This window comes from Pseudomonas sp. DCB_BI (assembly GCF_026240995.1).
Lineage (GTDB): Bacteria > Pseudomonadota > Gammaproteobacteria > Pseudomonadales > Pseudomonadaceae > Aquipseudomonas.
Genome location: NZ_JAPFCG010000009.1, coordinates 226,241 through 236,818 on the forward strand (window position 1 = coordinate 226,241; position 10,578 = coordinate 236,818).

Below are 10,578 nucleotides of genomic sequence, written 5' to 3' on the forward strand. Positions count from 1 at the left end.
GAGCACGGCGACCTTTTAGTTGCGCAGGGCTGGAAGGGCCATCCGTAACCATTGCGGAAGACTGCTTCTGAGCGCCTGGCTCAACCGCTCCCGCCGCTTCTGGTAACCCAGCCCCAGCCAGATGACCCCCAGCCCGATCAAGGTCACCACCACCGGGAATAGCAGCGATTCGGCAAACACCTCGTACGAGAGGTACCCCAGGTAGGCGGCCACCCCTAAAGCCCCGAACACCATGAACACCGGCCGGCGCAGCAGCACCGCGATGCCCATCAGCGCAATGTTGATCAGGCAATACAGGGCCTTGCCCAGTTCGCTGCCACTGTCCAGCAACGTGAGACCACCCCAGAATGCCGCCAACCCGGCCAGGTAACCCCAGCGGGCGTAGTCCTCACGCGTGCGGCCGTCCACCACCAGGAACACCGCCAGCATCCCAAGCCCGAACCACAGCGACACCTCACGGCGCTGCTCCCAGCTGAACGGCGAGCCGAAGAACCATTCGCTCAGGTCCATCGACATGAACCACAAGGCCACGGCAATCGGCATGACGATGAACGGGTAGGGAATCAACCGCAGCATCAGCACCCCCGCAACTACCGTGGCCGCTTCCATTGCCAGCCAACCGCCTTGCACGTAGGTGTAGTACTGGTGGTAGTTGGCTTGTGCATCATCCATTGGCCACCAGCCCGCCAGGCGCTCGATGGCGAAGACCGCCAGTGGCACGATACTGACCGCGACCGCTGCCAGTACGCCGGCGGCCACAGGCTGGGCACGACGCTGCAGGTTCAGGGCGAACCAGGTGGTCAGCAGGATGTACAGGCTGGCAATGACCAGCAATGCGCCGTCGCCGATACTCATCCAGGCTTCGGTGAGCAACCAGCCCATGGCTGCCATGATCAGCATGGCGCCAAAGTAGAAGGCAACATGGGCCAGCTGGAAGCTGCCGCGTGCTGCAGGCTGCTGGCGCAGGAAGGTCAGCAGGGCGTGGTCCTGGCCCGGCTGGAGTATGCCGGCTTGCACGGCGCGCGCCAGGTCCTTGGCGTCGAATCGGTCCGTCATGGGTAAACCTTCAGATGCGATAGGTGCTCTTGGTCATGACCTTGGCCAGCAAGCTCATGCCGAAGCGCACAGGGGCAGGGAAGCGGTAGCCACCGGCTTCCAGGGCAGACTCGGCGTGCTGTTCTTCGTCGATGCGCATCTGCTCGAGAATGGCCCGGGACTTTTCGTCTTCGTGCGGGATCTGCTCAAGATGCTCGTCCAGATGCTTGCATACCTGATGCTCGGTAGCGGCCACGAATCCCAGGCTGATCTTGTCGCTGACCAGCCCGGCGAGCGCGCCGATGCCGAACGACATGCCGTAGAACAGCGGGTTGAGCACGCTAGGGTGGCTGTTCAGCTGGCGAATCCGCTGCTCGCACCAGGCCAGGTGGTCGATTTCTTCCTCAGCGGCATGCTCCATGGCCTTGCGCACTTCGGGCAGCTTGGCGGTCAGGGCCTGGCCCTGGTACAGCGCCTGGGCGCACACCTCACCGGTGTGGTTGATGCGCATCAGCCCGGCAATATGGCGGGACTGCTGTTCGTCCAGGTCGGTATCTGGCTGGATGATGGCCGGCGATGGCCGGGCGGGTTGGCCGCTGAAGGGCAGCAAGGTGCGCATGGCGGTATCGGCCTGCAGCAACAAGCGGTCGAGCGGCGAGTAGTGACGTTCGGTAGCCATCGGGCACCTCCGCAAGAATGTGCCCGACAGTTTACCGCAATAGCGGCGGGGTCGCTTGCCGTGGATCAGCCCGGTGGCCAGTTCATCTGGCGCTGGCCGAGCACGTGCATATGGATGTGATAGACGGTCTGCCCGCCTTTGGGGTTGCAGTTCATGACCACACGGAAGCCTTCCTCGCAACCTTGCTCGACAGCCAGGCGTTGGGCGGTGAACAGAATGTGGCCAGCCAGGGCCTTGTCCTCTTCGGTCAGGTCATTCAGCGTACGGATGTGCTTTTTCGGGATGACCAGGAAATGTACCGGCGCTGCGGGTGCAATGTCCTTGAAGGCCAGGACCTGGTCGTCTTCGTAGATGATATCCGCCGGGATTTCCCGGTTGATGATTTTGAGGAATAGTTCGTCCACAGCACTTGCTCCATGGTGAGGGTCGGGCCGAGTGTACTCAGCCGCGCGCCGATCGCCCAGTGGCTATTCCATGCCGGCCGGGCAATAGCGGCGGTGAATGACTCCAGCCAGCTTGCGCACCAGCCAGCGCGGCAGCAGGCGCGGGGCGAAAGCCAACCAGCGGTTGCGCCGGCCAGGCATGATCAGCGTGCGGTTCTTGTCCAGGGCACGTACGGTGTACAGCGCCACTTCCTCGGGGCTGAGGCAGCGTGGCTTGCCATCCAGGCGGGCAATCCGCCGACGCGCCGATCGCACCGGGCCGGGGCACAATACCGAGACCTTGATGCCGGTGCGCTTGAGTTCTTCGCGCAGGGCCTGGGAAAAACTCAGCACATAGGCCTTGCTGGCAGCGTAGGTGGCCATCCACGGACCAGGCGCCATGCCGGCCAGCCCAGCGACGTTGAGGATCTGCCCGCCGCCTTGTATGGCCATCAGGTTGCCGATGGCGTGGCACAGGCGGCTCAGGGCCAGCACATTTACCTCCAGCAGGTCTTGTTCATCGGCCCACTCATGGGCAAGGAACGGCCCGTAGGTGCGCTGGCCTGCACAATTGACCAGCAGGTCGATACGTCGCTCGCCCTCTTCCAGTTCCAGTACGAAGCCCGACAGGCGCAGTGGCTGGCTCAGGTCGCACGCGCGGAACAGTACCTCGACACCGAAACGCTGAGTCAACTCCATGGCCACCGGTTCCAGCGTTTCGCGCTGGCGTGCCACCAGGATCAGGTTGCGCCCGCGCCGTGCCAGTGCTTCCGCCAGGGCCAGGCCCAGGCCGCTGGAAGCACCAGTAATCATGGCGTAACGGGTCATGCAAAGCTCCTGGGGGCGGAAGAGGGCGCTTAGTGTACAGCTTGCCCGAGCAAGGTGTTGCCTTTTGCTACAAGGCCCCTGGGCGCAGAGCCTGGCAACGCTCAATGGCCTGCCGGTACTCGTCGCGCAGGCGCGCTATCAATGTGCTGGTGCCAGGCAGGTCATCGATACTGCCGACCCCCTGGCCCGCCGACCAGACGGTCTTCCATGCCTTGGCTTCGTCGTCGATTGGCTTGAGCTTGCCTTGTTCGTGCCCGCCCTTGAGCGCGTTCATGTCGTAGCCGGCTTGCTCCAGGCTAGGGCGCAGGAAGCTGGCGGGGACGCCGGATACTGCCGGTGTGTGGACGATGTCGGCGGCGTGGGTATCCAGCAGCATCTGTTTGTAGGCGTTCTGGGCCTGGCTTTCTGTCGTGGCAATAAAGCGCGTGCCCATGTACGCCAGGTCAGCCCCCAGCAGTTGCGCGGCGAGGATTTCGTGGCCATGGTTTATACACCCTGCCAGCAGCAGGGTCTTGTCGAAGAACTGGCGAATTTCTGCGGCCAGCGCGAAAGGGCTCCAGGTGCCGGCATGCCCGCCCGCGCCGGCAGCAACGGCAATCAGGCCATCGACACCGGCTTCGGCGGCCTTTTCCGCATGGCGGCGGGTGGTGACATCATGGAACACCAGGCCGCCGTAGCCGTGTACGGCATCGACCACTTCCTTCACTGCGCCCAGGCTGGTAATGACGATCGGCACCCGGTGCTCTACGCACAAGGCCAAGTCGGCTTGCAGGCGCGGGTTGGTCGGGTGGACGATCAGGTTCACCGCATAGGGCGCCGGGGCCTGCAGTTGCTCCAGGCCAGTCTCGATTTCTTCCAGCCACGCCTTGAAGCCAGCGCTGTCACGCTGGTTCAAGGCCGGGAAGCTCCCAACGACGCCGCTAGCGCAGCAGGCCAGAACCAGCTTGGGGTTGGAAATCAGGAACATCGGTGCGGCAACCACTGGCAGGCGCAGGCGTTCTTCGAGCGAGGCAGGTAGCGACATGGCAAGGCTCCTTGGTGGGGTGGCTATGTCAGAACGGCTTGACCACCACCAGAATTACGATGCCCAGCAGGAACAGCACAGGCACTTCGTTGAACCAGCGGTAGTAAACGTGGCTGCGAGTATTGGTGCCATTGGCGAAGCGTTTGCGCTGGGCGCCGCACACGTGATGGTAGCCGGTCAGCAGAATCACCAGGGTCAGCTTGGCATGCAGCCACCCCTGGCTCAGCCAGCCGGGGGTGAGGTAGAGCATCCAGGCGCCGAACACGTAAGTGGCGATCATCGCTGGGTTCATGATGCCGCGGTACAGCTTGCGCTCCATGGTCACGAAGCGTTCCTGGCTGACGCTGTCCTGGCTCTGGGCGTGGTAGACAAACAGTCGCGGCAGGTAAAACAGGCCGGCGAACCAGCAGACCACGCTGACGATATGCAGCGCTTTGATCCATAGGTAAAGCATGGAGGGAGTTCCTTCAGGTAATCACGGTCGTCAGATAGTAGTGGTCAAGCGCCCGAAGGGTCACCCGGAGAGTTGTTACAGGCGCCTTGCCCCCCTATTATCGTGCGCTTTCCAGACGGCTCGTTGATAAGGGGCAAGCGTTATGATCAAGGTCGGTATCGTCGGCGGCACGGGTTACACCGGCGTCGAACTGTTGCGTCTGCTGGCACAGCATCCACAGGCCGAAGTGGCGGTCATCACTTCGCGCTCCGAGGCGGGCGTGGCGGTGGCGGACATGTACCCGAACCTGCGTGGCCACTATGACGGGCTGGCGTTCAGCGTACCGGACAGCAAGGCGCTGGGGGCCTGCGATGTGGTGTTCTTCGCCACCCCGCATGGTGTTGCCCACGCCCTGGCCGGTGAGCTGCTGGCGGCCGGCACCAAGGTGATCGACCTGTCTGCCGACTTCCGCCTGCAGGATGCCGCCGAGTGGGGCAAGTGGTATGGGCAGCCGCATGGCGCGCCTGAGCTGCTCAAGGACGCGGTATACGGCCTGCCAGAAGTGAACCGCGAGAAGATCCGCCAGGCGCGTCTGATCGCTGTGCCGGGTTGCTACCCGACTGCCACCCAGCTGGGCTTCCTGCCGCTGCTGGAAGCGGGCCTGGCCGACCCGTCGCGCCTGATCGCCGACTGCAAGTCGGGTGTCAGCGGCGCTGGCCGTGGCGCCGCGGTGGGTTCGCTGTTCTGCGAAGCCGGCGAGAGCATGAAGGCCTATGCAGTCAAGGGGCATCGTCACCTGCCAGAGATCAGCCAGGGCCTGCGCCTGGCCGCTGGCAAGGATATCGGCCTGACCTTCGTGCCGCACCTGACGCCGATGATCCGTGGCATCCATGCCACCCTGTACGCGAACGTGGTCGATACCTCGGTCGACCTGCAGGCGCTGTTCGAGAAACGCTACGCCGATGAACCGTTCGTCGACGTGATGCCAGCAGGCAGCCATCCGGAAACCCGAAGCGTGCGTGGTGCCAACGTCTGCCGCATTGCCGTTCATCGTCCGCAGGGTGGTGACCTGGTAGTGGTGCTGTCGGTAATCGACAACCTGGTCAAGGGCGCTTCCGGCCAAGCGGTACAGAACCTCAACATCCTGTTCGGGCTGGATGAGCGCATGGGCCTGTCCCATGCCGGCTTGCTGCCGTAAGGCCGCCAGCACTGGAAAAGGCCCGCGTCGTGCGGGCCTTTTTGCAGGTCGCGACTAAAGCCGCACAATTCTTGACCGATTTTCTCGGGAAAGCGGATAATGCGCGTCATCGAGTTTTATGGCGGCTACCGCGCCGGGAGAATCAACATGAGCGTCGAAACCTTCACCCCTACCGGTCTGGAATTTACCCACGGGGCAGCCCAGAAGGTGAAGAACCTGGTCAATGAGGAAGGCAATGAGCGTCTGAAGCTGCGAGTGTTCGTTACCGGTGGCGGTTGCTCGGGCTTCCAGTACGGCTTCACCTTCGATGAAGACGTGGCCGAAGATGACACCATCGTCGAGCGTGAGGGCGTGTCCCTGGTGGTCGACCCGATGAGCTTCCAGTACCTGGCGGGTGCTGAGGTGGACTATCAGGAAGGCCTGGAAGGCTCGCGCTTCGTGATCAAGAACCCGAATGCCGCGACCACCTGCGGTTGCGGGTCGTCGTTCTCGATCTAAGGGCTGGGCATACGAAAACGCCGCGCAATTGCGCGGCGTTTTGCTTTCTGGCGTAGCGGCTATGCCGGGTAGATCGCGCCCAGTATGCGCAGGCCCTTGGCGGCAGTGACGCTGGGGCGGTTGGCGGCGATACCCTCCAGGCAGCAGTGAGCCAGCCAGGCGAAGGCCATGGCTTCGACCCAGTCCGGGTCTACGCCATAGGCGCCAGTGCTTGCAACACGGGCCGCCGGTAGCAGCTGGCCAAGACGGGCCATCAGCGCGCCGTTGCGGGCCCCCCCACCACAGACCAACAGCGCCTCGGTGCCTTGCTGGGCTTTGCCAAGCGAATCGATGATGCTGCGTGCGGTCAGCTCCAGCAGTGTCGCCTGCACGTCCTGGGCCCGGTATGCCGGCAGGTTGGCCAGGTGGCGATCCAGCCAAGGCAGGTTGAACACCTCGCGGCCGGTACTCTTGGGGCCGCTGCCGGCAAAGAACGGGTCAGCCATCAGTGCGCTGAGCAAGCTGGGCTGCGCCACACCCGAGGCAGCCCAGGCACCATTTGCATCGTAGGCGTGGCCGTACTCGCGCTCGATCCAGGCATCCAGCAGCACGTTCCCCGGGCCGCAATCGAACCCATGAACCGGCTTGTCCTGCTCGATCAGGCTTAGATTGCTGAAACCGCCTACGTTGAGGATTGCCAGGCGTCGGCCAAGCTGGCTGAACAGGGTTTCGTGGAAGGCCGGTACCAGTGGCGCGCCCTGGCCGCCGGCAGCCACATCGCGACGGCGGAAGTCGGCGACCACGCTGATGCCGGTCAGCTCGGCGAGCAGTGCGGGGTTACCGATCTGTACAGTAAAGCCGCGGGCCGGTTCATGGCGAATGGTCTGGCCGTGGCTGCCGATGGCGCGAACGGCGTCAGGCTTCAGCCCCTGGCGAGCCAGCAGTTGGCGGATACCTTCGCCGGCCAGGCTGGCCCAGCGGTTTTCCGCCAGTGCTGCTCGGGCAATCTCGTCAGGGCCGCTGCTGCACAGGGCCAGCAGGTCCTGGCGCAGGTCTGGGGGCATGGGCAGGTAGTGGGTGGCGAGCAGTTCAAGCTGCTCGCCTTGTTCGATCAGGGCGATATCCAGGCCATCGAGGCTGGTACCGGACATCACCCCCAGGTAGAGCGCCATGGCTTAGCGCTTGTTCGCTGCGAGCAGGGTGGCCTTTTCCTGATCCATGCGGGCGATCAGCGGCTGGCTCTGCTGCAGGAAGCGCTGACGTTCGTTCTTGGCGATCGGGTCAGCCATTGGCACCTTCTGGCTCAGCGGGTCGACGTGCACGCCGTTGACCTGGAACTCGTAGTGCAGGTGTGGTCCGGTGGACAGGCCGGTAGTGCCGATGTAGCCAATGATCTGGCCCTGTTTGACCGTACTGCCGGTCTTGATGCCTTTGGCAAAGCCCTGCATGTGGCCATACAGCGTCTTGTAGCGGTTGCCATGTTGGATGATCACGGTATTGCCGTAGCCACCACGGCGCCCGGCCAGTTCGATGCGACCGTCACCGGCTGCCTTGATCGGGGTACCGCGTGGGGCCGCGTAGTCGACGCCTTTATGGGCGCGGATCTTGTTCAGGATGGGGTGCTTGCGACCGGCGGAGAAGCGCGAGCTGATGCGGGCGAAGTCCACCGGGGTACGGATGAATGCCTTGCGCAGGCTGTTGCCGTCGGCGGTGTAGTAGGTAGTGTTGCCCTGCTTGTTGGTGTAGCGCACGGCAGTGTAGGTTTTGCCGCGGTTGGTGAAGCGCGCAGACAGGATGTTACCGGTGCCGACGACCTTGCCGTCCATCACCTTCTGTTCGTAGACCACGTCGAACTCGTCCCCTGGGCGAATATCCTGGGCGAAGTCGATGTCGTAACCCAGCACGCGGGCCATGTCCATGGTCATGCTGTGGGACAGGCCGGCGCGCTGGGCCGAAGCTGACAGCGAGCTCTTGATCACGCCGTGGGCATAGGCGGTGCGTATCACCGGCTTGCTGATTTCACGGTTGAATGCGTAGCCGTTGGCGGTTTTGGTCAGGCGAATGGTTTCGAGGTTGCTGACTTTGCTGTGCAGGCTGGCCAACTGGCCATCCTTGTCGAGCTCGAATTGCAAGACCTGGCCATGCTTGAGCTGGCTGAATTGCTTGGCCTGCTTGTTGCTGGCCAGCAAGTCATGCACCGCATTGGCTGGCAGGCCGACCTTGGCGAACAGGGTGGACAGCGTATCGCCGCGGGCTACGGTGACTTCACGGTGGCCAGGCTCCTTGGCGGTCTCGGCAACCGGTTCGGCGGCCGGGGTCTGCTGATCGGCCTTCTGGGTTTCGGGGGTAGCCTCTTCTATCTGGGCGAAAGGCGAGCCTTGCTCACCTTCGGCTTGCACCAGTGGTGCGGCGCGGGATTCGTCTTTCAGCTGCTCGGCAGGGCTTTCGAGCTCGAGGTTGAGGGTGGTTTTCTTGGCTTCCACTTCGCTGGAGGGAAATACCAGCAAAGCCAGGCTGAGCAGGGCGGCGATGCCGCTGGCGGCCAACAGATGGCTCTTCGGATAAAGCGGGGGCGCTTTAGGCGGTTCGTTGGTCATGGGTAAAGTGACTTTGAAAAAAGTGAAATGGAAAAGATGAATGACATGATGAAGATGAAATAACTGTATAAAATATAACCAAATCCATTTTCACGCAAGGGCGCGTAGACGCCGCAAGCCCGTGCTCGGGTCACATTCCTTTGCGAAACTTGTATTTGACGGCCGATCTTGTATGGTTGGCTCCCCCTGAATCTGAGCCTTGCGGGTTTGTCTATGAAGTCGGTTGAAGAGCAGCTGGCGCTTATCAAGCGCGGTGCGGAAGAAGTACTGGTCGAGTCGGAACTGGTGGAGAAGCTCAAGCGCGGCCAACCTCTGCGCATCAAGGCCGGCTTCGACCCGACCGCCCCGGACCTGCACCTGGGTCACACGGTGCTGATCAACAAGCTGCGCCAGTTCCAGGATCTGGGGCACCAGGTCATCTTCCTGATCGGTGACTTCACCGGCATGATCGGCGACCCGAGCGGCAAGAGCGCCACGCGCCCACCGCTGACCCGCGAGCAGGTGCTGGACAATGCCGAGACTTACAAGCAGCAGGTATTCAAGATTCTCGACCCGGCCAAGACTGAAGTCGCGTTCAATTCCACGTGGATGGACAAGCTGACCCCTGCCGACTTCATTCGCCTGGCTTCGCAGTACACCGTCGCGCGCATGCTGGAGCGTGATGACTTCGACAAGCGCTACACCACCAATCAGCCGATCGCCATTCACGAGTTCCTCTATCCGCTGGTGCAGGGCTACGATTCGGTAGCGCTGAAAGCGGACGTCGAGCTGGGCGGTACCGACCAGAAGTTCAACCTGCTGATGGGGCGTGAACTGCAGCGGTCTTATGGTCAGGAAGCGCAGAACATCGTGACCATGCCACTGCTCGAAGGGCTCGACGGCGTGAAGAAGATGTCGAAGTCGCTGGGGAATTATGTCGGCATCCAGGAAGCGCCAGGGGTGATGTACAGCAAGCTGGTGTCGATCCCGGATACCCTGATGTGGCGTTACTTCGAGCTGCTGAGCTTCCGCTCGATGGAAGAAATCGAGCAGTTCCGGGCCGATGTTGCCAATGGCGCCAACCCACGTGACATCAAGATCAAGCTGGCGGAAGAAATTGTGGCGCGCTTCCATGGTGAGGAGGCGGCGGCCAATGCTCACCGTGCTGCCGGTAACCGTATGAAGGAAGGCGAGCTGCCGGAAGACTTGCCGGAGATCGAAGTGGCTGCGGCGGAAGACCTGCCAATTGCTGCGGTGCTGAACCGGGCTGGTCTGGTCAAGAACTCTGCACAGGCGCGAGACTTGCTGAATAGCGGCGCGGTGAAAGTGGATGGTGCAGTGGTCGACAAGGACTTCATGTTTGTCCTTGGTGCTACCCATGTGTGTCAGGCGGGCAAGAAGTCGTTTGGCCGGGTTAGCCTGAAGGCTGAGTGATTGCCTAGGTGATGTAGCTATATAGAAGCGGGGAGGCCGGTAGGCCTCCCCGCTTTGTTTTCAGCAATGTTAAGGTTTCTTGAAATTAAAGGTTGACGGCCTTTCGAATCCCCTTATAATGCGCCCCACTTCCAGCGACAACGGAACGACAAACTCCTTGAGATTCAATGAGTTAGGCGATTCGGAAGATGCTGTAAGGGCTACGATCTAATGATCGCCGGCGGTTGAGATGATGGTTGACAGCGCTTTCAAGTGCTGTATGATTCGCCTCCCGCTACGAGAGATCGCAGCGAGTCAAGTGTTTGAAGCTAAACGAGTTTCTCGCAAAAAACTTCAAAATAAACGCTTGACAGCAAATGAGGAAAGCGTAGAATGCGCGCCTCGGTTGAGACGAAAAGCTCTTAACCAAACGCTCTTTAACAAATCGAATCAAGCAATTCGTGTGGGTGCTTGTGAGTACGGACTGATGCTT

At 61.9% G+C, this 10,578-nt stretch carries 12 protein-coding genes; 4 read left to right on the top strand and 8 right to left on the bottom strand.

Annotated features, from left to right (window positions below; translation table 11 throughout):
• Positions 1 to 15: 15 nt before the first annotated feature.
• The 6 genes from OO258_RS12420 to hemJ form a co-directional block, all read right to left on the bottom strand.
• Positions 16 to 1,056, bottom strand: a complete 1,041-nt coding sequence (locus OO258_RS12420; RefSeq protein WP_266030731.1) for a DUF2157 domain-containing protein — start codon at positions 1,054 to 1,056, stop codon at positions 16 to 18.
• A 10-nt stretch (positions 1,057 to 1,066) separates the two neighbouring features.
• Positions 1,067 to 1,714 (bottom strand): 2-polyprenyl-3-methyl-6-methoxy-1,4-benzoquinone monooxygenase, encoded by a 648-nt coding sequence (gene coq7, locus OO258_RS12425; protein ID WP_266030732.1) that lies wholly within the window; start codon positions 1,712 to 1,714, stop codon positions 1,067 to 1,069.
• Positions 1,715 to 1,779: 65 nt separating this feature from the next.
• Complete coding sequence (locus OO258_RS12430) at positions 1,780 to 2,118, bottom strand: histidine triad nucleotide-binding protein (protein ID WP_266030733.1); 339 nt, start codon at positions 2,116 to 2,118, stop codon at positions 1,780 to 1,782.
• Positions 2,119 to 2,181: 63 nt separating this feature from the next.
• The gene (locus tag OO258_RS12435; RefSeq protein ID WP_266030736.1) at positions 2,182 to 2,964 is read right to left on the bottom strand and encodes an SDR family NAD(P)-dependent oxidoreductase; all 783 of its coding nucleotides are present in this window, start codon (positions 2,962 to 2,964) and stop codon (positions 2,182 to 2,184) included.
• A gap of 67 nt (positions 2,965 to 3,031) precedes the next feature.
• On the bottom strand, positions 3,032 to 3,988 hold the full coding sequence (locus OO258_RS12440; protein ID WP_266030738.1) for an NAD(P)H-dependent flavin oxidoreductase: 957 nt from the start codon (positions 3,986 to 3,988) through the stop codon (positions 3,032 to 3,034).
• Between the two features lie 28 nt (positions 3,989 to 4,016).
• A complete protein-coding gene (gene hemJ, locus OO258_RS12445) occupies positions 4,017 to 4,442 on the bottom strand; it encodes a protoporphyrinogen oxidase HemJ (protein ID WP_266030739.1) in 426 nt (141 codons plus the stop codon).
• Between the two features lie 142 nt (positions 4,443 to 4,584).
• On the opposite strand from hemJ, the gene argC reads away from it, so the two are divergent.
• Both argC and erpA read left to right on the top strand, forming a co-directional pair.
• A complete protein-coding gene (gene argC, locus OO258_RS12450) occupies positions 4,585 to 5,619 on the top strand; it encodes an N-acetyl-gamma-glutamyl-phosphate reductase (RefSeq protein ID WP_110747311.1) in 1,035 nt (344 codons plus the stop codon).
• A gap of 147 nt (positions 5,620 to 5,766) precedes the next feature.
• On the top strand, positions 5,767 to 6,117 hold the full coding sequence (gene erpA / locus OO258_RS12455; protein WP_003255511.1) for an iron-sulfur cluster insertion protein ErpA: 351 nt from the start codon (positions 5,767 to 5,769) through the stop codon (positions 6,115 to 6,117).
• A 59-nt stretch (positions 6,118 to 6,176) separates the two neighbouring features.
• On the opposite strand, the gene OO258_RS12460 is transcribed toward erpA, so the two are convergent.
• Both OO258_RS12460 and OO258_RS12465 read right to left on the bottom strand, forming a co-directional pair.
• The gene (locus OO258_RS12460) at positions 6,177 to 7,268 is read right to left on the bottom strand and encodes an anhydro-N-acetylmuramic acid kinase (protein ID WP_266030740.1); all 1,092 of its coding nucleotides are present in this window, start codon (positions 7,266 to 7,268) and stop codon (positions 6,177 to 6,179) included.
• 3 nt (positions 7,269 to 7,271) lie between these two features.
• Complete coding sequence (locus tag OO258_RS12465; protein ID WP_266030742.1) at positions 7,272 to 8,693, bottom strand: peptidoglycan DD-metalloendopeptidase family protein; 1,422 nt, start codon at positions 8,691 to 8,693, stop codon at positions 7,272 to 7,274.
• A 213-nt stretch (positions 8,694 to 8,906) separates the two neighbouring features.
• On the opposite strand from OO258_RS12465, the gene tyrS reads away from it, so the two are divergent.
• Together tyrS and OO258_RS12475 are read left to right on the top strand one after the other, a co-directional pair.
• Positions 8,907 to 10,106: a tyrosine--tRNA ligase gene (gene tyrS / locus OO258_RS12470; protein WP_266030743.1), complete on the top strand. Its 1,200-nt coding sequence runs from the start codon at positions 8,907 to 8,909 to the stop codon at positions 10,104 to 10,106.
• A 229-nt stretch (positions 10,107 to 10,335) separates the two neighbouring features.
• Positions 10,336 to 10,578 (top strand): hypothetical protein (locus OO258_RS12475; RefSeq protein ID WP_266030746.1); only part of this gene is annotated, 243 nt, incomplete at its 3' end.

Coding starts and splice junctions, on each gene's coding strand:
- tyrS (WP_266030743.1), top strand. CDS start 8,907: ATGAAGTCGGTTGAAGAGCAGCTGGCGCTTATCAAGCGCGGTGCGGAA.
- OO258_RS12420 (WP_266030731.1), bottom strand. CDS start 1,056: ATGACGGACCGATTCGACGCCAAGGACCTGGCGCGCGCCGTGCAAGCC.
- OO258_RS12440 (WP_266030738.1), bottom strand. CDS start 3,988: ATGTCGCTACCTGCCTCGCTCGAAGAACGCCTGCGCCTGCCAGTGGTT.
- OO258_RS12465 (WP_266030742.1), bottom strand. CDS start 8,693: ATGACCAACGAACCGCCTAAAGCGCCCCCGCTTTATCCGAAGAGCCAT.
- OO258_RS12460 (WP_266030740.1), bottom strand. CDS start 7,268: ATGGCGCTCTACCTGGGGGTGATGTCCGGTACCAGCCTCGATGGCCTG.
- OO258_RS12435 (WP_266030736.1), bottom strand. CDS start 2,964: ATGACCCGTTACGCCATGATTACTGGTGCTTCCAGCGGCCTGGGCCTG.
- erpA (WP_003255511.1), top strand. CDS start 5,767: ATGAGCGTCGAAACCTTCACCCCTACCGGTCTGGAATTTACCCACGGG.
- argC (WP_110747311.1), top strand. CDS start 4,585: ATGATCAAGGTCGGTATCGTCGGCGGCACGGGTTACACCGGCGTCGAA.
- hemJ (WP_266030739.1), bottom strand. CDS start 4,442: ATGCTTTACCTATGGATCAAAGCGCTGCATATCGTCAGCGTGGTCTGC.
- coq7 (WP_266030732.1), bottom strand. CDS start 1,714: ATGGCTACCGAACGTCACTACTCGCCGCTCGACCGCTTGTTGCTGCAG.